Here is a 24,109-nt window from a genome sequence, read left to right on the forward strand (position 1 = left end):
TTGATGTTTTCAGACAGGCATCAGCATGTCAAACTTTATTATATGCCTGTCTGAAAATTTCTACCAACAGGGTTTAGTTTTTCAACGATTGCACTGGTGCCGGAATCCGCCCGCCGCGGTTGACAAACACTTCGCAAGAGCCTGATTTCACCGGCATAATCGGCGCATAACCGAGCAGCCCGCCGAATTCCACGCTTTCGCCCACATCTTTGCCCGGCACGGGAATAATGCGCACGGCGGTGGTTTTGCTGTTGATCATACCGATGGCCGCTTCATCGGCAATGATGCCGGAAATGGTGGCCGCACTTGTATGGCCGGGCACGGCAATCATATCCAAGCCCACCGAGCATACCGCAGTCATCGCTTCCAACTTATCCAGCGTGAGTACGCCGGACTCTGCGGCGGCAATCATGCCTTCGTCTTCCGACACGGGAATAAACGCGCCGCTCAAGCCGCCAACTGCGGAAGAAGCCATCATGCCGCCTTTTTTCACCGCATCGTTGAGCAGCGCCAGCGCAGCGGTGGTGCCGTGAGTGCCGCACACGCTCAAACCCATGGCTTCGAGAATGCGCGCCACAGAATCGCCTACTGCCGGCGTCGGCGCGAGTGATAAATCGAGAATACCGAAAGGAATGCCCAAACGCCGTGCGGCTTCATGACCGATTAATTCGCCCACGCGGGTGATTTTAAACGCGGTTTTTTTTACGATTTCGGCGATTTCGGTTAAATCTTTGCCTTCGCAATCGGCCAACGCAGCCTGCACCACACCGGGGCCTGACACACCTACGTTCAACATGACATCGCCTTCCCCTGCGCCGTGGAATGCACCTGCCATAAAGGGATTGTCGTCTACAGCATTGCAAAACACTACGATTTTGGCGCAGCCGAAGCCTTCGGGCGTGATTTCGGCCGTGCGCTTGATGGTTTCGCCCATCAGCTTCACGGCATCCATATTGATGCCCGCGCGGGTGCTACCGATATTGACCGAGCTGCACACAATATCCGTGGTTTTCATGGCTTCGGGAATCGAACGTATCAACACTTCGCCCGAAGGTGTCAGCCCTTTGGGCGCGAGCGTAGAAAAGCCGCCGATAAAAGACACGCCGATGGCCTTGGCGGCTTTATCCAGTGTTTGCGCCACGCTCACATAAGAATCCGCGCCGGTAGCCGCGGCAATTTGGGCAATCGGGGTAACGGAAATGCGCTGGTTCACAATCGGCACGCCGTATTTGGCGGATAGGTATTGCGCGGTGGCAACCAAATCTTTGCCGACGCGGGTAATTTTGTTGTAGATATTTTGATTGAGTGTGTCGAGGTTGGGGCTGATGCAGTCGTGCAGGTCTATGCCGATGGTTAAGGTGCGCACGTCGAAATTTTGGTCGGAAACCATGCGCACGGTTTCTAAAATCTCGCTGGATTGGATACTCATGATTCAGGCAGCCTTTCAGATGCGGTGCATGGCGTTGAACAAATCTTCGTTTTGCATGCGGATGTCAAGCGCGAGCTTTCGGCCTTCTTCGGTAAACAAATCCAGCATTTCCCGGCACGATTTGGGGCATTGTTCGGTGTCGGCCAAAATAATCATGGTAAAAAAGCCACCCATCAGCTGCTGGCTGATGTTAACAATATTAATTTGGTTTTCCGCCAGCAATTTGGATACGTCGTAAACAATGCCGATGCGGTCTTTGCCGATCACGGTGATTACTGAATGGCTCATAATGGTTTCCTGGTTGAAATGTTTTCAGACAGGCATCTTATTGCTGCAATGCCTGTCTGAAAATAGATAATTGATGAGTTTATTGAATAATGAATGAGGCAGATTATAACCGAATCGCAGGGGTTTATAGCCAAATAATAGTAAAATAACCGAAAAACAGTAACAGGGCAGGGCAAGGATCTTTGCACGCATGTTTGGCAGCGGCTAAATGAATATCCGAACCAAGCCCTAGTATGACGATAAATGCCAGGAATAATGGCAATGCCTGTCTGAAACAGTGGTTTTCAGACAGGCATTGCGTTATCTGCGCAGCAGGCGCCTATTTTTTCAAAATATATTGGCGCACGGCATCGTTGTGTTCGCTCAGCGAGTGGCTGAATTTACTTTTGCCTGTGCCGTCCATTTTGGAAACGAAATAAAGATAGTTGGCATTGCTCGGGTGGGCGGCGGCTTCCAGTGAAGCTTTGCCGGGCAGGGAGATGGGCGTTGGGGTGAGGCCGGCGCGGGTGTAGGTATTATAAGGTGTGTCGCGCTGGAGGTCGGACTTGCGGATGTTGCCCTTATAAGCATCGCCCATGCCGTAGATAACGCTGGGGTCGGTTTGCAGGCGCATGCCGATGTTGAGGCGGTTGACGAACACGGCGGCAACGTGGCGGCGGTCGTCTTTATGGCCGGTTTCTTTTTCCACAATGCTGGCCATTGTCAACAGCTCGTAAGGGTTTTTGTAGGGCAGGCCGCTTTGGCGCTCTTCCCAGGCGGCTTGTAGGTTTCTTTGCTGGGTTTTGTAGGCCAGTTTGTAGAGCGCCAAATCGCTGCTTTCGGCATCGACTTCATAGCTGTCGGGCGCAAACAGGCCTTCGGGATGGCTGCTCGGTGCTGCAGGGTCGATTTTTTGCAGAAGCTCAGCATCGCTCAGGTTTTTGGTGTCGTGCGCCAAATCGGGCGACTGGTTGATGACGCCGCGCATCTGGCTGAATTTCATGCCTTCGATAATGCGGATGGTAACGGTGTCGGGGCGGCCTTCTTTGAGGCGTTTGAGAATCTGCCAGGCGGATACTTTTTGCGGCAGCTTGTAGTTGCCGGTGTGTAGCTTGTTTTGTACGCCTAAAACATAAGCGCCGGCCATCATCACGGTGCGGTTGTAGATAATGTCGTCTTCAGCCAGCTTGCGGCTTACGCCGGAAATGCCCTGGCCTTTGCCGACACGCATGCGGTAGGTTTGGCCGTTGTCTTTTTCGGCAAAGAGCAGGTAGCCGAAAGTGCCGCCGGCTGCGGCCAGAAATATGAGTGCGCCAACCAGAACGGGCTTGCCGGAATGCTTTTTAGTCTTTTGTTTTACCATGAATTATTGATGTATTATGAAGGAAATCGGGCGTAAGTATAACAGGATATGCCGTACGGGGCGTGTTACAATGCGGACGGTGTTTTTTCGGGTGCGGGCGTGTATTCGGTTTCAGACAGGCATTGCTTTTATTTAAGGAGAAAGTGAACGATGCAATCTCATTTTCTAATCCATAAAGGTGCAAATCTGCATTTCCGGCTCGGCGGGCAGGCCGATGCGCCGGTGATGGTGTTGCTGCATGGCGGGTTCGGCTCGATTGAAGATTTCGCCGCTTTACTGCCGCGTTTGCAGCAGCACTTCCGCGTGCTCGCCATTGATACGAGGGGGCACGGCCGCAGCACTTTCGGCCATGCCACATTGACTTATGCGCAAGCCGCCGAAGATGTGCGCCGGATTTTGCAGCATTTGGATATCCGGCAATACAGCGTGTTCGGCTTCAGCGACGGCGGCATTATTGCTTACCGCTTGGGCGCGGAAGATGAACAGGTGCAGCGCATCAGCACCATAGGTTCAGCCTGGCATAAGGACCACTTAAGCGCAACGCGCCCGATGTTTGAAGCAGTTGATGCCGAATTCGTGCGCGAGCATATGCCGGAGCAACTGGCCGCTTATGAGGCGGAGAATCCCGAAGTGGATGTAGAAAAATGGGTTGGCAGCCTGAGAGCGATGTGGCTGGATGAAAGCGACAGCGGCTATCCCAACCAAACCGTCAGCCGCATCAAAGCGCAAGTGCTGGCTATCCGCGGCGAGGCGGATTTTCTCTATTCGCTAGCGGACTGGGCGGCGCTGAAAAACGAATTGCCCGATGCGCATCTGATGAACATACCTTTTGCGGCGCATGAAGTCATCAAAGAGCAGCCCGATATGGTGTGGGCGGCGCTGCAGGCATTTCAAAAGCATGAAACCATGCCTGTCTGAAAACATAGTGAGGCAAACAGTGGAGAATGATTGGCAAAACGGCTGGTTCAGCCCCGCACGGCGGGTGGATTCGCCCAATTTTTGTGCGCGTGAGGCAGGCGAGTGCGTGAATTTGGTGGTGTTGCACAATATTTCGCTGCCGCCTTTTGAGTATGGCAACGGGGCGGTGGAAAAGCTGTTTACCAACCGCATTAATCCGGTGGAGCATCCTTTTTTCAGCATTCTGACCGAATTGCGTGTGTCCAGCCATTTTCTGATTGCCCGAAGCGGCGAAATCGTGCAGTTTGTGTCGTGTGATGATATGGCTTACCACGCGGGCGTGTCTTCGTTTCGCGGGCGCGAAAAATGCAATGCGTTTTCGATAGGCATCGAGCTGGAAGGCTGCGATTTCGAGCCGTTTGCCGAAGCACAATATGAAAGCCTGAATACACTCCTGCATGCCTTGCAGCAGGTTTATCCGATTGAAGCCGTTACCGGCCATCAAGACATCGCGCCTGGCCGCAAATCTGACCCCGGCCATTTTTTCGATTGGGCGCGTGTGTGGCAGGCGGGTTTTCCCGTGGCGCGCTGAGGGTTTTTCAGACAGGCATGGATGCCTAAGCCGTTAATTTTGGGTATAATCACGGCCAGTTTATGCCATTAAAAAATTAAATTTTAAAATCATACCAAACAGCTATTTCTAACAATGAGTGATGCCATGCTGATTTTTTTAGTTTTAGGCGCCGTCGTGATTCTCGGCGTGATTGCCTACAATATGTATCAGGAAAATAAATACCGCCAGCAGGTGCGCGCCCAGTTCGGCCATTCCGACAAAGACGCGCTGCTGGAAAAACAAACCCGCTCCGTGCGCGACGGCCGCTTGCCTGGCCACCAGCCTAAAAGCGAACCTGTTAAAAAATTAAGGGAAAAAGACATTTCCGAGCTGCCCACCGAAGATATGTTCGACCAAATGGCCGCCGCTGCCGCAAAAGCCGAACAAAAGTCGCAGAAGCAAGGTTCGCGCAAAGCTGCCGCCAACCGCCAAGACGTTGAAATCGAAATGGAAGAAGACAGTTTCGGTGCAGCCTTTTCGCTTGATTTGGATGCGGAATTGGAAAAAGAAGCGAAGCAGGGCAGAGGCTTTAAGTTTAAGAAGGTAGAAGTGCCCGTGCCTTCGCAAACCAAAGTGAAAAACAAAAAAGAGCTGTTGCTTGATTTAGACGATATGGTGCATCAGCAATTGCCGTGGTTTAACCACAATTTCGATTACATGGCCTACATTTCCCTGCGCGAGCCGCAGGAATTGCACGCCCTGCCGCGCTTTGCAGGCCGCCACCGTTTTCAGATTGCCGGCTGCACCATGGACGACCGCTGGCAGATTGCCGAGCCGATTCCCAGCGTTTATTACCAGGGCTTTGTGGTGGGCTTGCAGGCCATCAGCCGTAACGGTTTGGCCACAACCCAGGAATTGGAGCGTTTCGGCGAGCAGGTTAACCATTTTGCCGAGCAGCTTGATGCCGGTTTGCTGCTGATGGATGTGCCCAGCTTCCTAGACACTGCCCGCCCGCTGGACGAATTGTGCGAGCGTGTCGACCAAACCATCGCTATTCACTTGGTATCGCGCGGCAGCATCAGCGGCGTGGAGTTGCGCAATGTATTGGAAAATTCAGACTTCCGTTTGGGGCATGATGGTGCTTTCCACTTGCAGGATGATAATGGCGAGCCGCTGTTCAGCATTGTTACGGTTGATGGCAGCCCGTTTACCGCCAGCCTGCTTTCCAGCCAGGCTTATCGCGGTTTCAGCATGTTGTTCGATATTACCCGCGTGCCGGCCGGCGAGAAATATTTCAACCGTTTTATGGACATTGCCGTGAATTTTTCCGGCAGCCTCGGCTTGGATTTGGTTGACGATAATATGAACCAGCTTTCCCCCGAGTGGTTGAAAAACGTGCGCAGCTTTGTGTTGGCGCGTCAAGAAGAAATGAAAAAAGTAGGCATCGAGCCGGGCAGGGACCTCGCAGTACGCCTGTTCTCTTAAACTTATCCGTTATAATGGGCGGGCACTTGATTAAGTGCCCGCTTTTTTCAGACAGGCATTTTATGGCTGTCTCCACTTGCATCTTAATACTATGAACGAATTATCACACCGCATCCGAACGCTTACCGACCAACTCAACCGCTACGCCCACGAATATTACACGCTCGACGCGCCTACCGTGCCCGATGCGGAATACGACCGACTGTTCCGCGAACTGGAAGCGCTGGAAGCGGCGCATCCCGAACTACGCCTGCCTGAAAGCCCGACGCAGCGGGTGGGCGGCGGCCTGTTGGCAGGCTTCGAGAGCGTGCGGCACGAAGTGCCCATGTTGTCGCTTTCCAATGCGTTCTCGCCGCAGGATGACAGCGGTGTATTCGACCATGCCGAAATGCTGGCGTTCGACGAGCGGGTGCGCAGCGGTTTGGGAGGCGGCAAGCCCGAGTATGTGATTGAACCGAAGTTCGACGGCTTGGCCGTGAGCTTGCTGTATCGCGACGGTGTGTTGGTGCGCGGTGCAACCCGGGGCGACGGCGAAACAGGCGAAGACATCACGCAAAACGTAAAAACCATCGGTAATGTGCCGTTGCGCCTGTATGGCGATGATGTGCCCGAATTGATTGAAGTGCGCGGCGAAGTGCTGATGCTGAAGGCCGACTTTGAAGCATTAAACCGTCGGCAGGCCGAGGCGGGGCAGAAAACCTTTGCCAATCCGCGCAATGCCGCGGCCGGCAGCCTGCGCCAATTGGATTCGCGCATCACGGCGCAACGCAAGTTGCATTTTTTTGCTTACGGCATTGCTCGCCAGCAGGGCGGTAAAGTGCTCAAAGCGCATATTCAGGAGTTGGCCTATTTGGGCGAACTCGGATTCAGCCTGCCGCACGGGCATTTCGGCTTCTTCGGCAATATCGCGGATGTGTTGCGTTTTTATGAAGATATGCGCCAAAAACGCCCCGAGTTGCCATATGAAATCGACGGCATGGTGGTGAAGGTGAACAGCTTGGCGCAGCAGCGCGAGTTGGGTTTTATTTCCCGCGCGCCGCGCTGGGCGGTTGCCCACAAGTTTCCTGCAGAAGAGGCGTTAACCGTGGTGGAGGCGATTGACGTGCAGATAGGCCGTACGGGCGCGGTAACGCCGGTTGCCCGTTTGCAGCCGGTATTTGTGGGCGGAGTAACCGTAACCAACGCCACTTTGCATAATCAGGACGAAGTGAGCCGCAAAGATGTGCGTGTGGGTGATACCGTGGTGGTGCGCCGCGCCGGCGATGTGATTCCCGAAGTGGTAAGGGTTGTAGCGGATAGGCGGCCGATGCGCGCTGCAAACGTTTCAGACAGGCATTTGCAAGAAACCGTGCAGAGCGATTTGTTTGCACCCACTGTGGAAAGTGGAGGCGCAGAACCGGTTTACCCGCCTTACCGTTTGCCTGAGCATTGCCCGATTTGCGGCAGCGATATTGAACGTGAGGCGGGCGAGGCGGTGGCACGTTGCAGCGGCGGGATGCTTTGCCAAGCCCAGCGTGCGCAGGGTTTGATTCATTTTGCTTCGCGCAAAGCGATGGACATCGAGGGCCTGGGGCAGAGGCAGATTGAGGCTTTGGTGGAGCAGGATTTGGTACGCCATTTTGCCGATTTATATCATTTGGATATTGCTGCTTTGCAGCGTATGAAAGAAAACGCCGCCGAAGATGTGGCGGAAGAGGGCAAAAATAAAAAGCAGTCGCCCACCAAATGGGCGCAGAATATTCTCGACGGCATTGCCGCCAGCCGGCAGCCGGAATTGTCGCGTTTTCTGTTTGCGCTCGGCATCCGGCATGTGGGCGAACGCACGGCCAAAGTGTTGGCGCAGGCGTTCGGTACGCTTGAAAACGTGCGGCGGGCGCCGGAACCGCTGTTGGCCTGTTTGCCCGACATCGGTGCCGTGGTGGCCCGTTCAATCGCCCATTTTTTCGCGCAAAGTGAGCAACAGGTGATGATAGATGAGCTGTTGGCGGCGGGTGTGATGCCGGAAGCGCAGCCGGTGAGCCTGCCGCCGGCGCAATATGCGCAGCCGCAAAAATGGTTGGCCCGCCTGCCCGGTATCCGGCTTACCGAAAATAAAGCGCAGGCTCTGTGGGATTTGGCCGGACAGGATATAGATGCGTTGCTGAACGATAAAGCTTTGCCGGCCGAGTGGCAGGCATGGCGGGTAGATGAGCAAAACCGCAAACTGCTGCAAGCAGTGCAGCAATTTCTGTCGGAAAATATGGCCGGGCAGCCGGCGGAAGTTTCAGACAGGCATCATGCAGCAGCAGGCAAAACCTTCGTTTTGACCGGTACGCTGCCCACCTTAAAGCGTGATGAAGCGCAAGCTTTGATTGAAGCGGCAGGCGGCAAGGTATCGGGCAGCGTGTCGAAAAAAACCGATTATGTGGTGGCAGGCGAGGCGGCGGGCAGCAAGCTGGAGAAAGCCAAGGCTTTGGGTGTGGCAGTGCTGGATGAAGCCGCATTGCTCGCGTTTTTACACGAAACAGAATGATTGAAATATGATGCCTGTCTGAAAATAATGTTCAGACAGGCATCAAGCTATCGAAAGAAAAACTATGACTTCTAAAACCATCAGAAAAGCCGTTTTCCCCGTGGCCGGCATGGGCACGCGTTTTCTGCCTGCTACTAAGGCCAACCCTAAAGAAATGCTGCCGATTGTTGACAAGCCTTTGATTCAATATGCGGTTGAAGAAGCCGTGGAAGCAGGCTGCACCGAGATTATTTTTGTAACCGGCCGCAACAAGCGCAGTATTGAAGATCATTTCGACAAAGCTTATGAGCTGGAGTCGGAACTGGCTTTGCGCAATAAAGAAAAATTGCTGGCGCATTTGAAAGACATCGTGCCGAAAGACGTGAGCTTTCTCTACACCCGCCAGCCCGAAGCGCTCGGTTTGGGGCACGCGGTTTTGTGCGCGCGCCCGGCAGTGGAGCAGGAGCCTTTCGCGGTGTTGCTGGCGGATGATTTGATTGACGCGCCGCAAGGAGCATTAAAGCAGATGGTTGATCTGTATAGCCAAACCGGCAGCAGCGTGCTCGGCGTGGAAACCGTGGATCCTTCGCAAACCGGGTCTTACGGCATTGTGGAAACCGAAGCGTTCCGGCATACGCAGCGGGTGAAAAGCATTGTGGAAAAACCCAAGCCGGAAGATGCCCCTTCAAATTTGGCCGTGGTCGGCCGCTATATTCTGAATCCGCGTATTTTCGATTTGCTGGTCAACCTGCCGCGCGGCGCAGGCAATGAAATCCAGTTAACCGACGCCATTGCCAAACTGCTGCATGAAGAAACCGTTTTGGCACATGCATTTACAGGAACGCGCTACGATTGCGGCAGCAAGCTCGGCTATTTGGAAGCAACCGTAGCATATGGGTTGAAGCATCCCGAAACTGGGGAAGAATTTGCCAAGCTGTTGAAGCGGTATAGCCAAGCCCAACCATAGTCGCGAGAGGCATAACCGTCACTTTGCGGTATGGCTAGATCCTGCTGTGTTTACTGCTCATGTGACCTGTCTGAAAATACAGTGTTGTAATAGAGGAACATAATTAGGCCGATTGTAACAATGAAACAAAACAACATTGACTGAAGTCAAGTATTGGTACAAAATAACGCTCATCAGGTTCTTTAAGAGAGGAATCTGATAGTTTCTCCTCTATTTCTCCTCTATTTCTCCTTTGTAGACTTGGCGCACATTCTTGAGAATGTGTGCATTTTTTTTTACCCAATGCATCTTGCTATATTCAAATATCGTATCAAGAAAATAGCTGTAAAAGTGATGCTTTTTTGCAAAAAAGCTCAAATCAGCAGGAAATTCATCAGATTTTTATTGACGGGCTTGATGTGGAAGCAGGATAATACGGCCCGTTAGGTAGTTGCAATGACTGCTTAATAGTTTCTCCTCTATTTCTCCTTTGTAGACTTGGCACACATTCTTGAGAATGTGTGCATTTTTTTATCTGTAGTGTCGGCAAAAAACAATGCCCGTCTGAAATAAAGCTTCAGACAGGCATTGTTTTTATGATATGGCTTAGTCAACTTGTAACAAGCTGTCTTCTTTTACTTCTTCCATTGCCATATAACTGCGGCTTTCGCTTGCCGCGGGCAATTGCAGCAGAATATTTCCCAACAAATCACGGTAAGCCGACATGTCTGGCAAGCGTACTTTAATCAGATAATCATATTCTCCCGAAATGAGATGGCATTCCATAATTTGTGGAATTTTCAGCACTTCACGGCGGAAGTCTTCAAAAATATTGCCGGATTTGGATTGCAGCTTCAATTCCACAAATACCAATAAATTCTGCCCCAAGGCCTGCGGATTGAGGCGTGCATGGTAGCCCTCAATCACGCCTTCGCGTTCAAGGCGGCGCACGCGCTCGGTAACGGGTGTGGTAGAAAGCCCGACTTTCTCCGCAAGCTCGGTCATCGGGATGCGGGCGTTTTGTTGCAGGATGCGCAGGATTTTGCGGTCGGTTTTGTCTAAATCTTTCATCTGCTTTTCTCTTTTAAAGTGCAGAAATTCTCAAGAAACATCTTTTCAAAGCTCTAAATATAGTGAAAAAAACTATTGGTTTTTGAATACACTACAATCTTTCACTAAAACAGACACGCAATCATAATGAGGAGCGGATAATGAAAGTTATCGTGTTGGGAGCGGGAGTGGTGGGCATCAGTACGGCTTGGTTTCTGTGCCGAGCAGGGCATGAGGTAACGGTTATCGACCGAGCCGGAGCAGCGGCGATGGAAACCAGTTTCGCCAATGCCGGCCAGCTTTCTTATGGCTACACCACACCGTGGGCGGCGCCCGGCATTCCCAAAAAAGCGGCCAAATGGCTGATGAAGCCGCATTCTCCTTTGATTGTCCGCCCCGATGGCAGCCTTTTCCAGCTGAAATGGCTGAAGCATATGCTGGAAAACTGCGATACCCGGCATTATAAACTGAATAAAGAGCGCATGGTTCGTGTGTCGGAATACAGCCGTGAAATGTTTGCCCGGGTTATAGCAGAAACCGGCCTGGCTTTTGAAGGCAGAAATAAAGGAACGCTTCAGATATTCCGACAAGATAAGGAAGTGAAAGCTGCTGAAAAAGATATGGCGGTTTTGGCTGAATACGGTGTACCCTACAAACAATTAAGCGCCCGCGAATGTTTGGAATACGAACCTGCTCTGGCAGGGGCAGTCGGCAGGCTGGCAGGTGCGCTGCATCTGCCCAACGACAGCACGGGCGATTGTCATTTGTTTACCACGCGGCTGGCTGAGTTGTGCCGCGAAAACGGCGTAATATTCCGCTTTAACCATACGGTTGAGCGTTTTGATTACAACGGCAAACATGTTCAGGCGGTTTATGCAAACGGCGAGCGTTTTGAGGCTGACCATTTTGTGTGTGCACTGGGCAGTTTCAGCCGGCCTGTGTTGGCTCAGTTAGGTTTAGACTTGCCTGTTTATCCGGTGAAAGGCTATTCGCTTACTTTGCCGATTATCAATCCGCAAGGCGCGCCGGTTTCAACCGTGTTGGATGAAACTTATAAGGTTGCGATTACGCGATTTGACGAACGCATCCGTGTAGGCGGCATGGCCGAGTTGTCAGGTTACCAGATCCAGTTGACCGAAGCGCGCCGCAAAACTTTGGAAACAGTGGTTAAAGATTTATTCCCCGACGGCGGCGACATGGTGCAAGGAAAATTCTGGAGCGGCCTGCGCCCCATGACACCCGATAGCACTCCGATTATCGGCCGCAGCGGCTTTGATAACCTTACTTTAAATACCGGCCATGGCACGTTGGGCTGGACGATGTCGCTTGGGTCCGGCAAAGTGGCCGCCGATATCGCCGGCGGCGTGCAGCCGGAAATACGAACGGATGATTTGGGTTTGAACCGCTATGGTTAAACCGTTTACTCACGTAATGGTGAAGAAATATTATGGCATTAAATGGTTGAAATAATGCAAATGCCTGTCTGAAAGATGGTTTCAGACAGGCATGATGTTTATAAATGCTTGATTAAGGCAGGTACGGCCTCAAGCCTTTCCCTACGGCTGCTCTCCGGCTCGCCCGTATTGAGCGAAGACCATTTCGGACGGCTTCTGGCTTTAGACAATTCGCTCGGTAAGCGAGAAGGCTGCCACGGCGTTTTGCCGCTGATCATTTGAATATCGTTTTGCGCCGCATGGCCGCGTTTTTGCAGCGCAGTCAATAAATCCAGCGAACGGGCCGCCAGCAGGGTTATGCTTTCAGGGTCGATAAACAGGGTTTGTTTGCCGCTTAATTTATCGGAAATATCCTGCATATTCGGCAATACGCCGCCCAAAATGCCGCCGATGGCCGTGCCCAAGCCGAGCGAGCCGCCCAGTGTGACCATATCCACGCCCAAGCCGATGAGCGCACCGGTGGCGGCGCCCGTGCCGGTGCGGATGCCGTAGGCTTTGAGTTGCTCCGCATCAAACGGATCCTGTCTGAATTCTTTTAAAGCCCATTCTCCTGTGTCGATTTCATTGTGGTAAAAACGGTAATTTTGAAACAGCTGTTGTTGAAGTGCGCGCTCCAGTTGGCGTACCGAAGCCTGCATTTTGTGCAGTGTCGGCTCGGGCGTGGCGTTGTCGTCGATTTCCTGTTTGTACGCCGCCACATCAAGCAAAAAGTGAGCGATATCGCGTTTGGAATCAATGTTGAGTTGCGCCCATTCGCGCCTGCGCATCTCTATTAAGCGGTCGAGTATGCCGCGCTCGGGCAGCATGGTGGTAAGATTGTCCCACAGCTGCACTTCTCCTTCAAAATCAAAAGCTACCGTGTCAAATCCGCTGTAAACATGCAGCCCGCGCCGCGCCAGCATAGTGGTCCAGTCGCTTAAATCTTGTCCTTCGATAAAGTTGAACACCGGCATCACGGGCTTGGCGCACCATGATAAAACGGTAAGCTCGTCTTTATATTTGTTCAACACCGGCTCGCGCGCATCCACCACATACAAAGCCATATCGCTCTGCAAAAGCTGGCGCAGCACTTTGGCTTCCTGATTGAAATCGCCCGCCGCTTCGGGGCTTTCAAGAAACTTGTGCAGCCGTTCGATGCCGTCTTCACGCGAAGAGGTGTGGGTTTCCAGCCAATCCAACACGCCGCCCGCATCTTCCAAGCCGGGCGTGTCATATAAGTGAACCAGCGTGCGGTTGCCGTCGTTAATCGCCGCTTCTTCCACGTGGCGCGTGGTGGCAGGCGCGTTTTTAACTTCGCCGAACCGGCTATCGCGTAGCAGAGTGCGAAGCAGGGAGGTTTTTCCGGTGTTGGTGTGGCCGACTACGGCCAAAGATAAGGAGGTGCTTTTCATAATTACATCTACTTAATAGATTAAGGCGAAAATGTGTTGTGTGCCTGCTTGTTGTTAATGCCTGTCTGAAAATCCAATATTCGGTTTCTTAGCCTTATTTAAGGTGTTAGCTAAAATTCGAATTTGAACCATTTTCAGACAGGCATTTCTTTTTGTCTATTCTGCTGACTAATTCGCGGAGGATTCAGCCACGGTAGGTTGCGTTCGTTAAGTGCGTTTTGCCATTGGCTTAAATAATCATCAAGCCTGTCTGAAAAATCAGGAGCGGCAAGCAGTTGGATCAAGGCGCCGCCTTGTGCTGCTTCGGCCAAGCTCACGATTTGGCGCAAAACGCCGCGGTCGGGCACGTTGTGGGCGCGCACGCCGATTAGCAGTTGGGCCGGCTGTTGCTGCAATTCGTTTTTCAACGCGGCTACGGCGTCGCGGCTGTCGGCGGTGCCTTTGTCCAACCACTCTTGACCGAGAACGTGTTTGAACCAATGCGTTTCGGGCCATTCGGTTTCCAGCATCACGGCCCATTTCGGGGCTTCGTTCAGGCTGATTTTGGGCGCAACGGTGGTAACGGTTTCGCTTTGGGTGTCGGCATCGACCACGCGTTTTTGCCATTGCTGGATGATGTTTTGATAATAGGGTTTGTCGAGCGGCAGGCGGTTGATGCGTTTGCGCGACAGGATTTTGCAGGTAAGCCATGCAGCAAAACGCGGCAATATGCCGTAGCACACGATGCTGCCGATCAAGAGGCCGCCCCATTGGCGGGCGGTTTCGGTGTTGCTATTGAGCCTGCTGCCGAGCACGGCTTCTGCGTCGGGCACGGGGAAGCCGAGTTTGGCGGGCAGCCACGCCAAGATGCTGACGAGATTGATGGATGTGGTGTCGCTTAACAGTGTGCTTTCCCAGTTGAATGTGTATTGCCGCACCATCAGGAGCAATACCACGGCGGCGAGCATGCCGAATAATGTGGCCAGCCACAGGCGGTGGGTGGTTTCGCCGATGCGCCAGCGGGCGGAAGGGCGGTTGAACTCATCGCTGTAAAGCCGTAAAACGGCTTGGTTGACCGGATCTTTACCGCGTATCCATAAAGAAGGATTAATGAAAAAGCTTGTGTTTTTGCGCAGCAGAAAAAGGGAAGCCAGCCATACAATAAGCATTAAAGTGTGTAAGCCCAATACACCGGCCAATACAAAAAAGAAGTTCAAACCGCTTTGCTGCATCAGGCCGAACGTGCCGGAAAAGCCGATAAGGAGCCAGATTAGGGTGGCGGCTGCTACAGCCCAGCCAACCGTATTGCGCACACGAAGCAGCGTGTCGTAAAGCTTGTGGTCGCTATCAATCATTTCAGCGCGGCGGATAAGCTTTTTCTCGGCGCTTTCCTCCGTTTGACGCAATACTTCGGTAATCGGTTGCGGGTTGGCGGCAAAAATATAACCGCGCTCTTGTAAAAGGCGCACGAGTTCGGTGAGCTGGATGGAAAGAGGAAACATTATTATTGATTATTCTGGTACTGAAAGAATCGGAATTTTAACATAGAGATAAAGCAAAGCATGATGATGGCTTTGTATATAGCGAAATGATTTAATGGGTTGGTTTGGATGGCTATTTTGGGGTTTTATCAAATTTTTTAAATTAATTTTCTTTAAATATCATTAAGATATAATTATTTTTATAAAAAATTATAAGAATTTGCCGGTAAGCGCCGTCTAAACGTGTGTACAGCAAATACACAGTGAAAGGTTCACAAAAATGACAGAGATAGCACAACCTGCTGCTTATCATAATCACAACAGCAGCTTTTCCTCTACTTGGACTAAAGACATTTCTTTACTCGCCTTACGTTTGTTTGCCGCTTACGAATTTTGGGAAGCGGGCGTTGAAAAGTGGAACGGCGAAAACTGGTTTGCAGAAATTCAAACAGCCTTCCCTTTCCCATTCAGCGTGTTACCGGCAGATTTAAACTGGTTTACGGCAATGGGTATTGAATTGGTTGCTCCCGTGTTGCTTGTATTGGGTTTGTTCAGCCGTTATGCTGCCGCGGCATTATTTATGCTCACTGCTGTCGCCTGGTATGCGGTTCACGCAGAAAATGGCTATAACATTGTTCAAAATGGTTATAAAATGGCGCTGATTTATTGCCTGGTTATGTTGCCTGTGATATTGCAAGGCTCGGGCAAGCTGTCGCTAGACACTTTATTAAAGAAAAAGTTTTCTAAAATTCCGTTGTAAAAACGGTTATTACCCTCTCGTTAATTTTATTTAAATCAATTTTTTAGGAGTGAACACAATGAAAAAAACCTCTTTAATTGCTTTGGCCGGTGCGTTGACTTTGGCTGGTGCTGCATGCGCCGACAGCAAAACCACTACCGTACAACCTGCTCAGCAACAATCACAAAAAGCGAAAGAAGGCGCTTGCGGACAAGGAAAATGCGGTGCTTCACACAAAACCAGCAAAGCCAAAGCCGGTGAAGGCAAGTGCGGTGAAGGTAAATGTGGCGAAGGTAAATGCGGTGCTTCTAAAGCCCACAGCAAAGCTGCTGAAGGTAAATGCGGTGAAGGCAAATGTGGCGAAGGTAAATGCGGCAGCAAAAAATAAGCTGTTTGCCGGCCGCTGCGGTAGGCTGCGCTCTATGCAGCGGCTTTCTTTTCCAAACTTATATTTGATTTGATAGGTAAGCATATGGCTACGGTTTTGCAAGGTGCCGGCTTGGGCTTTAAGCGTGATCTGGCAGAAGACCTACTGAACATTACCCCTGAAAACAGTCCGATTCAATTTATCGAAGTGGCACCGGAAAACTGGATTAAAACCGGCGGTGCGGCACGCAAACAGCTTGATGCGCTGGCGGAACGCTTTCCGATTGCCTGCCACGGGCTTTCGCTTTCACTGGGCGGACGTGATCCTTTACAGGTAGGCTTTTTGCAGGAAGTTAAAGCCTTTATGCGCCAATACAATATTGATTTTTTCTCCGAACATTTAAGCTATTGCAGCCATTTCGGCCATCTTTATGATCTGTTACCGCTCACGTTTAATGATGAAACTGTGCGGCATACTGCGGCAAGAATCCGCCAAACGCAAGATATATTGGAAATGCGTATAGCCATTGAAAATACATCTTCTTACCTGCTCGCTCCGGGCAACGAAATGAGTGAGGTGGCGTTTCTCAATGCGGTGGCAAAAGAAGCGGATTGCGACATCCATTTGGATATCAACAATATTTATGTAAATGCAATGAATCACGGCCAAACCGACGGCCAAACGTTCATTAATACGGTGGATTTGGATAAAGTGGTTTACCTACACATGGCCGGGCATGATTCTGATGAAGAAATTTTAATCGATACGCACGGCGAAGCCATTTGCGGTGATGTGTGGTCATTATTTGATTACGCTTGCAGCAAGTTTTCCCACCAGCCGCCTTGTCTGCTTGAGCGCGACACTAATTTTCCGCCTTTTGCGGAGCTGGAAGCAGAAGTAGCAAGGATTGCCGCTATTCAGAAAATATACGGAAAGCAAGCAGATGCAGCGTGATGATGTGAGCAAATGTATAGGTACGGATTTCCAAGCCCAACTGGCTGCCGCCGTAGGCAACCTCGAAGCCGGAGTACCTCAAGATTTTAATGCAAACGGCTTAGCAGTTTACCGTCGTTTGGTGCACAACAATATCGCTTCGTTTTTGGAGCGCTGTTTTAGCGACAGCATCGCATTTGCCGATGCGGAACAATGGCAGGATCTGCAAAACCGTTTTTTAAGCGAAGGCAAACCGGAATCGCCTTATTTTAAAGATATTCCCACCCAGTTTTTAGCATTTGCCCGAAGCCAGCTTTCAGACAGGCTTCTGCCGCAGAATGTGCTGGCGATGATGGAATTTGAAACAGATTTGCTGCACGCGGAAACTGCGCTATGCGGGCTGCGGAAGCCGGCTGAATCAAACAACGATATTTTGACATTGGCAGAAGGTGTGCGCCTGAAACAGTATCCCGTTGATTTTATCCGCACCGGCCTGAAAAGTTTTGAGAATGACGAAACTTATGTACTCACTTGGCGCAATTTGGAGGATGAAACCTGTTATCAAGCCATTGATGATATTGATGTATTCCTATTGCAACATTTCGAGCAGCAAAACGACAGCATTGCTTCGCTCACTCAAAGCATCCGTGAATTGACGGGTAGCAGCGATGCCGAACCTTTATTGCTCGAACGGCTGGCGCATTGGCAGGAAGAAGGTGTTTTGATAAAGGTGCAAAACGGATAACCATGCCAACATTTACCGATTTCAGCAACCGCATCGCCGCTTTGCGTCCCGCCATGCTTAAATTCGCCAGAATGCAGCTGCGGGATGAAAGCCTGTCTGAAGACTTGGTGCAGGACGCGCTTTCCGCAGCCATTAACAAACAAGAACAATACCGGGCAGGTGCCGAACTCGGCACTTGGGTGATGAGCATACTCAAAAACAAAATCATCGATTATTACCGCGGCCGCAAAGACATGATTAGCCTGGATGACAGCGACCAGGCCGCAAGGATTGATGCACAATATCAAGCCTGTTTCGATGAAGGCGGCCATTGGCAGAAAGAATCCAGCCCTGAAGTTTGGCAGCCTAATCCGACCGAAGCCCATTTAGAACAACAAGATTTTTTTAAAATACTGGAGAAATGTCTCGGCAACCTGCCGGAAAATACCGCGCGTATTTTTTATTTGAAGGAAGTCATGGGGATGGAAGTAGAAGAAATTTGCCACGATTTCGGCATTACACCTAATAATTGCTACGCCATCTTGCACCGTGCTCGCAACGGCTTGCGCCAATGCTTGCAGAAAAACTGGTACGGAACCGACAAAGGAGAAACATAGTGTTGATTAAATGCAAAGAGGCATGCCGGCTGCTTTCCGAGCAGCAAGACAGGCCGCTTAGTGTGCAGGAACACATAACCTTGCGCCTCCATCTTGCCTATTGTTCGCATTGTCGTAAATACAGTCGGCAGATGCAGCAAATCAGTGACAGTATGCAAGCATGGGTGAAGCATCTTTCGGAAGAAGAACAGAATAAATAACAGTAAATGAAAAACAATGCCTGTCTGAAACATATTTTTCAGACAGGCATTGTTGATTTTGCTTTCAGACAACAACCTTACTCAACTTTTTTCAGGCCTTTTTGGCGCACAGTTTCGATGGTGCCGTCGATGCCTTTTTGCTTCACCAGCTCATTAAACTGGTTGCGGTACACAGTTACAAGGCTGGCTCCGTCCACTTGGATATCATAAATCTTATAAGTGGAGCCGACCGGATAGAGACGGTAGCCCACTTCGTATTTTTTACCGCTGCTGGTTTTAATTTCAGTAAACACGGTAACGCGCTTGTTTTTTTCCTCTGTCAGTTTCGGCAACATGGTCACTTGCGAATCTACCGCACCCATTAAAGCGGAATGTGAATAAATAGAAACCACCATATCTTTAAACGCTTTGATAAACTCGCTTTTCTGATTGGCATTGAATTCGCGCCACGGCATACCTACGGCCAGCGCGGAAATGCGCTGGTAATCCAAATAGCGGTCGGCATAGCCGGTAATACGTTGGATTTTTTGATCTTCGTTTAAGCTCTTGTCGCGCGCAATTTTCAGCACGGCATCCATGTTTTGCTTAAACTGTGTTTGCGCCGGATGTTGTGCGGGTGCGGCGTGTACGAAAGGCGCAGCCACCAACACAGGCGCAGTTAACATCACGGTAAAGATTTTATTCATACTAATCCTCTCTGTTTTTTGTTTTGGAAACATTTACAGCATTTACAAGCATAACAGGGTAGGCATTCGGGTGAGCAAAGTTTTCAATATTTTGCTGAAAATAAACTTAATTGAGTAATACGATTGGTCACAAAGCGGTGGGCCGATCACCGCTTGTATAAAAAACTCATTTTCACCTTACACGAATATTATGAATAATTAATAATTAAAAAACAGTATGTTAGGAAAGGTGGTTGCCGCAAAGCCGAATGGCTGCATTATGGAATGGCCGTATGTGCCGGATGGATTTATAGGCGTCTTAGCCGGTTGGTCGGTGGTTTTGTTGTTTGCTCTGGCTGAGTTTTTAGCAGTAGTTTATTGCGGGGACGGCATGTTCTGCTGGGGGATATGATGGGTTGTATGATTGGGTGTATGATTTGGGTGAAGCTAGCGAAGATGAGAATGGCGGCGGTGATTAGCTGGTTGGCTGTGTTTATGGTGATGCCTGTCTGAATGTTTTCAGACAGGCATTTGTGTTGCCGGCCGATAAAGTTTTGCGGCGTTTGGCGGTTTTTTAGGTTAAAATATGCGGCTATTTGGCCTGATACCGAATGCCTGTCTGAAAGCGTTCAGACAGGCATTTCAAAATAATGCATCATCATGAACACTATGAAAAATATCCGAAATTTCTCTATCATCGCCCATATCGACCATGGTAAATCCACGTTGGCCGACCGCTTCATTCAATATTGCGGCGGCTTGGAAATGCGCGAAATGAGTACGCAGGTGCTCGATTCTATGGACATTGAAAAAGAGCGCGGCATTACCATCAAGGCGCAAACCGCTGCGTTGAACTATAAAGCGCGCGATGGTCAGCTGTACCAGCTCAATCTGATTGACACGCCGGGGCACGTTGATTTTTCTTATGAAGTGTCGCGCTCACTGTCTGCTTGCGAAGGTGCGCTTTTGGTGGTGGATGCATCGCAGGGTGTGGAAGCGCAAACCGTTGCCAACTGCTACACCGCGATTGATTTAGGTGTGGAAGTGGTGCCGGTGTTGAACAAAATCGACCTGCCCGCTGCCGACCCCGACCGTGTGGCGCAGGAGATTGAAGACATTATCGGCATCGACGCAGTGGGTGCGGTAACCTGTTCGGCCAAAAGCGGCTTGGGTGTGGAAGACGTGCTGGAAGAAATCGTGGCAAAAATCCCCGCTCCGACCGGCGACCCCGAAGCGCCTCTGCAAGCCATGATTATCGACTCATGGTTTGACAATTATGTGGGCGTGGTGATGCTGATCCGCGTGAAAAACGGCACTTTGAAACTGAAAGACAAAGTGCGTTTTATGTCGACCAAAGCGGAAACGCTGGTGGAGCAGCTGGGCGTGTTCACACCGAAATCCGTTGCCAAGCAGCAGCTGAGTGCGGGAGAAGTAGGCTTTCTGATTACCGGCGTGAAAGAGCTGGGGCAGGCTAAAGTGGGCGACACGGTAACGCTGGTATCCAATCCCGCTGCCGAACCGCTGCCGGGCTTTCAAGAGGTGCAATCGCAGGTGTTTGCCGGTTTGTATCCGGTGGAAAGCCACGATTACGAAGCCTTGCGCGAAGCGCTGGAAAAGCTGCAATTGAATGATGCTTCCCTGAAATTCGAGCCGGAAGTATCGCAGGCTTTGGGGTTTGGTTTCCGTTGCGGCTTCCTCGGCCTTCTGCATTTGGAAATCGTGCAGGAGCGTTTGGAACGCGAGTTCGATATGGACTTGATTACCACTGCGCCGACGGTGGTGTATGAAGTAATCATGAAAAACGGCGAAAAAATCGAGGTGGAAAACCCATCGAAGCTGCCCGATATCGGCAGCATCGAAACGATTTTAGAGCCGATTATCACTGCAACTATCCTGGTACCGCAGGAATATGTGGGCAATGTGATGACTTTGTGTAACCAAAAGCGCGGTGTGCAGGTGAATATGCAGTATATGGGTCGTCAGGTGATGCTCACTTACGACTTGCCGATGAACGAAGTAGTGATGGATTTCTTCGACAAGCTGAAATCCACTTCGCGCGGCTACGCTTCTTTGGATTATGAATTTAAAGAATTCCAACCTTCCGATTTGATTAAGCTTGATATTATGGTGAATGGCGAGAAAGTAGATGCGCTGAGCCTGATTGTGCACCGCCAAAGCGCAGTTCACCGCGGACGCGAGCTGGCCGCCAAGATGCGCGAGCTGATTCCGCGCCAGATGTTTGATATTGCCGTTCAGGCAGCTATCGGCAGCCAGATTATTGCGCGTGAAAACGTGAAGGCATTGCGTAAAAACGTATTGGCTAAGTGCTACGGCGGCGATATTACGCGTAAGAAGAAATTGTTGGAAAAACAAAAAGCAGGTAAGCGCCGCATGAAGCAGGTGGGTAATGTGGAGATTCCGCAAAGTGCGTTTTTGGCGATTTTACAAGTGGGAGACAAATAAACCATGGTGAACCAATGGGTTGTAATGGCTGCTTTGGCGCTGGTGGCCGGTGGCGTTTTATACGCGGCCAGCAATAAAGAGCGCAGTGTGAACGGCGAGTGGAGCAACGGCCTGCAATGGGGCTATCTCTTGATGATGGTGGGCGTGTTCGGCCTGTTTTCCGCCATGATGAGCTTTACGGCCGTGCTGCTGATTTTTGTGTTGTTTACCGGCGGTGTATGGGTTTGGCATAAGTACACATCAAAATGGGTGCCCGATGTATCGGAAAGCGGACGCGACGACAATCATTTCCGAGATTACATGAGCGGCTTTTTTCCGATTATCTTGCTGGTGTTTGTGTTGCGCACATTTATCGCCGAACCGTTTCAGATTCCTTCAAGCTCGATGCGCCCGGGTTTGGTGGTAGGCGACTTTATCTTGGTGAAAAAATCGTCTTACGGCATCCGTGTGCCGATTTTGAATACGGTTTTGATTCCTACCGGTCAGGTGGAGCGCGGCGATGTGGTGGTGTTTAATTACCCTGAAGATACCAATATCAACTACATCAAACGTGCCATCGGCCTGCCGGGCGATGTGGTGGAATACCGCAACAAAACCTTGTTTGTGAATGGGGAAGAGGTGGAAGCGCAATCGGAAGGCCTGTATCACTATCAGGAAAATACACCTTTTGGTTTGCAGGAAGTTCAGGCAGACCAATATCAAGAGCGTTTGAACGAGCGTGACTATACCACTTTGCGCATCAACGGCAATCCTGCATTCTCGCCCAGCCATGTGCGCGCTCATTTCGCCCATCGCGAGAACTGTGACTATTCGCGTGACGGTTCGTGGTTCCGCTGCAAAGTACCGGAAGGCAGCTATTTCATGCTTGGCGATAACCGTGATGCCAGTGAAGACTCGCGCTACTGGGGCTTTGTAGATGATAAGTTAATGGTTGGAAAAGCATTTTTCATTTGGTTGAATTTCAAGGATTGGGGCCGTATCGGTACGTCAATCAAATGAGGTTGAGAGAAAAGCAAATGCCTGTCTGAATGGTTTCAGACAGGCATTTTTGTTGGTAGGTAAGCTTAACCGAAACAGTGAAATAGCCAGAAATGATGATATCGAAAATAGATTTATTTTTGTCATGGTTTCGTCAAGCCAGAGTATGACGAAAATAGCCCGTTTCTGCTGTTCGGCTTAATTTCCCAAAAGTTTCAGTCTTCAGTTTCATGGTCGGACGGCTGAACACAAAACAAATTTCTTACTTCCGCTTCAATATCATCTGAACGCATAAATGTTTCACCGATTAAGAAAGTATGCACACCGTAACGGCGCATGAAGTCAATATCTTCTTTGCCGCGGATACCGCTCTCGGCGATGACGATATGCCCCCGGAGCTGCGGCAAAAGATCGATTGTTTGTTGTATGTTCACTTCGAAGGTGCGCAAATTTCGATTGTTGACACCGCGCAGAGGAGTGGTGAGGCGGCGGCATTTTTCCAGTTCGGAAGGATCGTGCAGCTCTAGTAGGACAGACATGCCGAGTGAGTGGGCGGTTTGCTCAAAATGCTCAAGCTCTTCGGAGCTGAGAGCGGCAGCAATCAGCAAAATGGCGTCGGCGCCCCAAGCCCGGGCTTGATAGATTTGGTATTCGTCGACGATGAAATCTTTTCGCAATACCGGCAAGCTCACGGCGGCGCGGGCTTGTTTCATGTATTCGGGTGAGCCTTGGAAATATTGCTCGTCGGTCAGCACGGAAAGGCAGGCGGCGCCGGCGCGTTCGTAATCCTGCGCATGGGCGGCCGGGTTGAAATCGGGACGGATTAGGCCTTTGGAAGGGCTGACTTTTTTGATTTCGGCTATGATGGCGGGTAAGCCTTGTGCATGTTTGGCGCAGATGGCTTCAGTGAAGTTACGTACCGGTTCGGCATGTTCTGCTTGACGGCGGATGTCTTCCAGAGAAATGGCGGCTTTGGCTGCGGCCACTTCTTCAACTTTCGTGGCGAGGATTTTTTGCAGGATGTCGTTCATGGTGTGTAGTCGGTTTGAGTGGGTTGGATAGGCCTGTCTGAAAAGTGGGTTTGCTGCACTTTCACTTTCAGACAGGCATTGATATGGGGAAACTTCTATCCTCTATCAGGTGTTTTGGGCACGGATTCGGGTAGTCGGTTTCGGGCTGTATGTTAATGCAAAAGCCCAGCAAGGTCTATCGGTCGGCTTGGTCGGTGTTTTAAAAAACTTTCAATTTCGGGTTTGAACCGAGTATGACGAGTGTACAGTTTTCAGTTGACTTGCTTAGATGAATGCCTGTCTGAAAAAGCCGTTTCAGACAGGCATATGTTTAGGCGCTTCAGGATTGCTGTTTATGAATGTTTACCGGGACTGTTTGATCTTATCGTGCATCAGCTGGTGGATGCCGATAACGGTGCTCATGCCGGTTAGCCAGCCGACGAGTACGTCGGTGGGATAGTGTACGTCCAATATGATTCGTGCGAAACCGGCCGGTAATGTGAAGAAGGGGAATGCGCCGAGAATAATCCATGCACGGTAAGGGCTGGCCAGCACAGTATCACGATGGTGGTGGCCAGAGCGGCGGGAAAGGTGCGGTGGCCGCCGGGAAATGAAGCGTTGTGTTAT

The 24,109-nt window shown here is 50.7% G+C and carries 23 protein-coding genes; 14 read left to right on the forward strand and 9 right to left on the reverse strand.

The genetic code is table 11. The features are described 5' to 3' along the window. Nucleotides 1-73: 73 nt before the first annotated feature. From HMPREF9370_RS03460 to mltG, 3 genes are all read right to left on the reverse strand, one after another. Nucleotides 74-1,429 (reverse strand): PFL family protein, encoded by a 1,356-nt coding sequence (locus HMPREF9370_RS03460; protein ID WP_009115922.1) that lies wholly within the window; start codon nucleotides 1,427-1,429, stop codon nucleotides 74-76. A gap of 15 nt (nucleotides 1,430-1,444) precedes the next feature. After that, on the reverse strand, nucleotides 1,445-1,717 hold the full coding sequence (locus HMPREF9370_RS03465) for an ACT domain-containing protein (protein WP_009115923.1): 273 nt from the start codon (nucleotides 1,715-1,717) through the stop codon (nucleotides 1,445-1,447). A gap of 319 nt (nucleotides 1,718-2,036) precedes the next feature. Further along, the gene (gene mltG, locus HMPREF9370_RS03470; RefSeq protein WP_009115924.1) at nucleotides 2,037-3,059 is read right to left on the reverse strand and encodes an endolytic transglycosylase MltG; all 1,023 of its coding nucleotides are present in this window, start codon (nucleotides 3,057-3,059) and stop codon (nucleotides 2,037-2,039) included. 150 nt (nucleotides 3,060-3,209) lie between these two features. Here mltG and HMPREF9370_RS03475 point away from each other — a divergent pair, with 150 nt between their 5' ends. The 5 genes from HMPREF9370_RS03475 to galU all read left to right on the forward strand — a co-directional run bounded on the left by HMPREF9370_RS03475 (nucleotide 3,210) and on the right by galU (nucleotide 9,452). Further along, nucleotides 3,210-3,977 carry an alpha/beta fold hydrolase gene (locus tag HMPREF9370_RS03475; RefSeq protein WP_009115926.1) on the forward strand — a complete coding sequence of 256 codons (768 nt, stop codon included), beginning with the start codon at nucleotides 3,210-3,212 and terminating at the stop codon, nucleotides 3,975-3,977. Further along, nucleotides 3,958-4,548, forward strand: a complete 591-nt coding sequence (gene ampD, locus HMPREF9370_RS03480; RefSeq protein ID WP_009115927.1) for a 1,6-anhydro-N-acetylmuramyl-L-alanine amidase AmpD — start codon at nucleotides 3,958-3,960, stop codon at nucleotides 4,546-4,548. Before HMPREF9370_RS03475 ends, ampD begins: the two co-directional genes overlap by 20 nt. A 114-nt stretch (nucleotides 4,549-4,662) precedes the next feature. Next, nucleotides 4,663-5,994 (forward strand): cell division protein ZipA C-terminal FtsZ-binding domain-containing protein, encoded by a 1,332-nt coding sequence (locus HMPREF9370_RS03485; protein ID WP_009115928.1) that lies wholly within the window; start codon nucleotides 4,663-4,665, stop codon nucleotides 5,992-5,994. A 91-nt stretch (nucleotides 5,995-6,085) separates the two neighbouring features. Next, complete coding sequence (ligA, locus tag HMPREF9370_RS03490; protein ID WP_009115929.1) at nucleotides 6,086-8,506, forward strand: NAD-dependent DNA ligase LigA; 2,421 nt, start codon at nucleotides 6,086-6,088, stop codon at nucleotides 8,504-8,506. A gap of 64 nt (nucleotides 8,507-8,570) precedes the next feature. Next, on the forward strand, nucleotides 8,571-9,452 hold the full coding sequence (gene galU, locus HMPREF9370_RS03495; RefSeq protein ID WP_009115930.1) for a UTP--glucose-1-phosphate uridylyltransferase GalU: 882 nt from the start codon (nucleotides 8,571-8,573) through the stop codon (nucleotides 9,450-9,452). Between the two features lie 585 nt (nucleotides 9,453-10,037). Here galU and HMPREF9370_RS03500 read toward each other — a convergent pair. Further along, nucleotides 10,038-10,502, reverse strand: a complete 465-nt coding sequence (locus tag HMPREF9370_RS03500; protein ID WP_009115933.1) for an Lrp/AsnC ligand binding domain-containing protein — start codon at nucleotides 10,500-10,502, stop codon at nucleotides 10,038-10,040. Between the two features lie 140 nt (nucleotides 10,503-10,642). Between HMPREF9370_RS03500 and HMPREF9370_RS03505 the strand changes: the two genes are divergently transcribed. Continuing rightward, a complete protein-coding gene (locus HMPREF9370_RS03505) occupies nucleotides 10,643-11,896 on the forward strand; it encodes a D-amino acid dehydrogenase (RefSeq protein WP_009115934.1) in 1,254 nt (417 codons plus the stop codon). Nucleotides 11,897-11,994: 98 nt separating this feature from the next. Here HMPREF9370_RS03505 and HMPREF9370_RS03510 read toward each other — a convergent pair whose 3' ends face one another. Beyond that, entirely contained in the window at nucleotides 11,995-13,326 is a 1,332-nt protein-coding gene (locus tag HMPREF9370_RS03510; RefSeq protein WP_009115935.1) for a GTPase/DUF3482 domain-containing protein, read from the reverse strand. Between the two features lie 134 nt (nucleotides 13,327-13,460). Then, a complete protein-coding gene (locus HMPREF9370_RS03515) occupies nucleotides 13,461-14,807 on the reverse strand; it encodes a DUF2868 domain-containing protein (protein WP_009115936.1) in 1,347 nt (448 codons plus the stop codon). A gap of 259 nt (nucleotides 14,808-15,066) precedes the next feature. Between HMPREF9370_RS03515 and HMPREF9370_RS03520 the strand changes: the two genes are divergently transcribed. The 6 genes from HMPREF9370_RS03520 (at nucleotide 15,067) to HMPREF9370_RS03545 (ending at nucleotide 18,366) form a co-directional block, all read left to right on the forward strand. Then, on the forward strand, nucleotides 15,067-15,546 hold the full coding sequence (locus HMPREF9370_RS03520) for an HvfX family Cu-binding RiPP maturation protein (RefSeq protein ID WP_009115938.1): 480 nt from the start codon (nucleotides 15,067-15,069) through the stop codon (nucleotides 15,544-15,546). 58 nt (nucleotides 15,547-15,604) lie between these two features. Then, nucleotides 15,605-15,913, forward strand: coding sequence for an HvfA family oxazolone/thioamide-modified RiPP metallophore (locus HMPREF9370_RS03525; protein ID WP_009115939.1), 309 nt, complete (start codon nucleotides 15,605-15,607; stop codon nucleotides 15,911-15,913). Nucleotides 15,914-15,997: 84 nt separating this feature from the next. After that, the gene (locus tag HMPREF9370_RS03530; RefSeq protein WP_009115940.1) at nucleotides 15,998-16,846 is read left to right on the forward strand and encodes an HvfB family MNIO-type RiPP peptide maturase; all 849 of its coding nucleotides are present in this window, start codon (nucleotides 15,998-16,000) and stop codon (nucleotides 16,844-16,846) included. Then, complete coding sequence (locus HMPREF9370_RS03535) at nucleotides 16,836-17,570, forward strand: HvfC family RiPP maturation protein (RefSeq protein ID WP_009115941.1); 735 nt, start codon at nucleotides 16,836-16,838, stop codon at nucleotides 17,568-17,570. The genes HMPREF9370_RS03530 and HMPREF9370_RS03535 overlap by 11 nt, the downstream gene beginning before the upstream one ends. 2 nt (nucleotides 17,571-17,572) lie before the next feature. Beyond that, nucleotides 17,573-18,166: a sigma-70 family RNA polymerase sigma factor gene (locus HMPREF9370_RS03540; RefSeq protein ID WP_009115942.1), complete on the forward strand. Its 594-nt coding sequence runs from the start codon at nucleotides 17,573-17,575 to the stop codon at nucleotides 18,164-18,166. After that, nucleotides 18,121-18,366, forward strand: a complete 246-nt coding sequence (locus HMPREF9370_RS03545; protein WP_256998670.1) for a zf-HC2 domain-containing protein — start codon at nucleotides 18,121-18,123, stop codon at nucleotides 18,364-18,366. The genes HMPREF9370_RS03540 and HMPREF9370_RS03545 overlap by 46 nt, the downstream gene beginning before the upstream one ends. A gap of 77 nt (nucleotides 18,367-18,443) precedes the next feature. Here HMPREF9370_RS03545 and HMPREF9370_RS03550 read toward each other — a convergent pair whose 3' ends face one another. Further along, the gene (locus tag HMPREF9370_RS03550; protein WP_040666849.1) at nucleotides 18,444-19,052 is read right to left on the reverse strand and encodes an MlaC/ttg2D family ABC transporter substrate-binding protein; all 609 of its coding nucleotides are present in this window, start codon (nucleotides 19,050-19,052) and stop codon (nucleotides 18,444-18,446) included. Between the two features lie 648 nt (nucleotides 19,053-19,700). Between HMPREF9370_RS03550 and lepA the strand changes: the two genes are divergently transcribed. After that, complete coding sequence (gene lepA / locus HMPREF9370_RS03555; RefSeq protein WP_040667420.1) at nucleotides 19,701-21,494, forward strand: translation elongation factor 4; 1,794 nt, start codon at nucleotides 19,701-19,703, stop codon at nucleotides 21,492-21,494. A 3-nt stretch (nucleotides 21,495-21,497) separates the two neighbouring features. Then, on the forward strand, nucleotides 21,498-22,493 hold the full coding sequence (gene lepB / locus HMPREF9370_RS03560; RefSeq protein ID WP_009115948.1) for a signal peptidase I: 996 nt from the start codon (nucleotides 21,498-21,500) through the stop codon (nucleotides 22,491-22,493). A 194-nt stretch (nucleotides 22,494-22,687) separates the two neighbouring features. On the opposite strand, the gene trpC is transcribed toward lepB, so the two are convergent. Beyond that, nucleotides 22,688-23,503, reverse strand: coding sequence for an indole-3-glycerol phosphate synthase TrpC (gene trpC / locus HMPREF9370_RS03565; protein WP_009115949.1), 816 nt, complete (start codon nucleotides 23,501-23,503; stop codon nucleotides 22,688-22,690). 342 nt (nucleotides 23,504-23,845) lie between these two features. Next, nucleotides 23,846-24,109: phosphatase PAP2 family protein (locus HMPREF9370_RS03570; protein WP_040666851.1), on the reverse strand; the 264-nt coding region annotated here is incomplete at its 5' end.

The organism is Neisseria wadsworthii 9715 (genome assembly GCF_000227765.1).
Classification (GTDB): Bacteria; Pseudomonadota; Gammaproteobacteria; order Burkholderiales; family Neisseriaceae; genus Neisseria; species Neisseria wadsworthii.

What these genes read in the sequence shown, in the direction of transcription:
- HMPREF9370_RS03530 (WP_009115940.1), top strand. Translation starts at nt 15,998, where the DNA reads ATGGCTACGGTTTTGCAAGGTGCCGGCTTGGGCTTTAAGCGTGATCTG.
- lepA (WP_040667420.1), top strand. Translation starts at nt 19,701, where the DNA reads ATGAAAAATATCCGAAATTTCTCTATCATCGCCCATATCGACCATGGT.
- ligA (WP_009115929.1), top strand. Translation starts at nt 6,086, where the DNA reads ATGAACGAATTATCACACCGCATCCGAACGCTTACCGACCAACTCAAC.
- HMPREF9370_RS03500 (WP_009115933.1), bottom strand. Translation starts at nt 10,502, where the DNA reads ATGAAAGATTTAGACAAAACCGACCGCAAAATCCTGCGCATCCTGCAA.
- HMPREF9370_RS03510 (WP_009115935.1), bottom strand. Translation starts at nt 13,326, where the DNA reads ATGAAAAGCACCTCCTTATCTTTGGCCGTAGTCGGCCACACCAACACC.
- mltG (WP_009115924.1), bottom strand. Translation starts at nt 3,059, where the DNA reads ATGGTAAAACAAAAGACTAAAAAGCATTCCGGCAAGCCCGTTCTGGTT.
- HMPREF9370_RS03475 (WP_009115926.1), top strand. Translation starts at nt 3,210, where the DNA reads ATGCAATCTCATTTTCTAATCCATAAAGGTGCAAATCTGCATTTCCGG.
- HMPREF9370_RS03520 (WP_009115938.1), top strand. Translation starts at nt 15,067, where the DNA reads ATGACAGAGATAGCACAACCTGCTGCTTATCATAATCACAACAGCAGC.
- lepB (WP_009115948.1), top strand. Translation starts at nt 21,498, where the DNA reads ATGGTGAACCAATGGGTTGTAATGGCTGCTTTGGCGCTGGTGGCCGGT.
- ampD (WP_009115927.1), top strand. Translation starts at nt 3,958, where the DNA reads ATGAAACCATGCCTGTCTGAAAACATAGTGAGGCAAACAGTGGAGAAT.
- HMPREF9370_RS03460 (WP_009115922.1), bottom strand. Translation starts at nt 1,429, where the DNA reads ATGAGTATCCAATCCAGCGAGATTTTAGAAACCGTGCGCATGGTTTCC.
- galU (WP_009115930.1), top strand. Translation starts at nt 8,571, where the DNA reads ATGACTTCTAAAACCATCAGAAAAGCCGTTTTCCCCGTGGCCGGCATG.
- HMPREF9370_RS03465 (WP_009115923.1), bottom strand. Translation starts at nt 1,717, where the DNA reads ATGAGCCATTCAGTAATCACCGTGATCGGCAAAGACCGCATCGGCATT.
- HMPREF9370_RS03545 (WP_256998670.1), top strand. Translation starts at nt 18,121, where the DNA reads ATGCTTGCAGAAAAACTGGTACGGAACCGACAAAGGAGAAACATAGTG.
- HMPREF9370_RS03550 (WP_040666849.1), bottom strand. Translation starts at nt 19,052, where the DNA reads ATGAATAAAATCTTTACCGTGATGTTAACTGCGCCTGTGTTGGTGGCT.
- HMPREF9370_RS03535 (WP_009115941.1), top strand. Translation starts at nt 16,836, where the DNA reads ATGCAGCGTGATGATGTGAGCAAATGTATAGGTACGGATTTCCAAGCC.
- HMPREF9370_RS03525 (WP_009115939.1), top strand. Translation starts at nt 15,605, where the DNA reads ATGAAAAAAACCTCTTTAATTGCTTTGGCCGGTGCGTTGACTTTGGCT.
- HMPREF9370_RS03505 (WP_009115934.1), top strand. Translation starts at nt 10,643, where the DNA reads ATGAAAGTTATCGTGTTGGGAGCGGGAGTGGTGGGCATCAGTACGGCT.
- trpC (WP_009115949.1), bottom strand. Translation starts at nt 23,503, where the DNA reads ATGAACGACATCCTGCAAAAAATCCTCGCCACGAAAGTTGAAGAAGTG.
- HMPREF9370_RS03485 (WP_009115928.1), top strand. Translation starts at nt 4,663, where the DNA reads ATGAGTGATGCCATGCTGATTTTTTTAGTTTTAGGCGCCGTCGTGATT.
- HMPREF9370_RS03540 (WP_009115942.1), top strand. Translation starts at nt 17,573, where the DNA reads ATGCCAACATTTACCGATTTCAGCAACCGCATCGCCGCTTTGCGTCCC.
- HMPREF9370_RS03515 (WP_009115936.1), bottom strand. Translation starts at nt 14,807, where the DNA reads ATGTTTCCTCTTTCCATCCAGCTCACCGAACTCGTGCGCCTTTTACAA.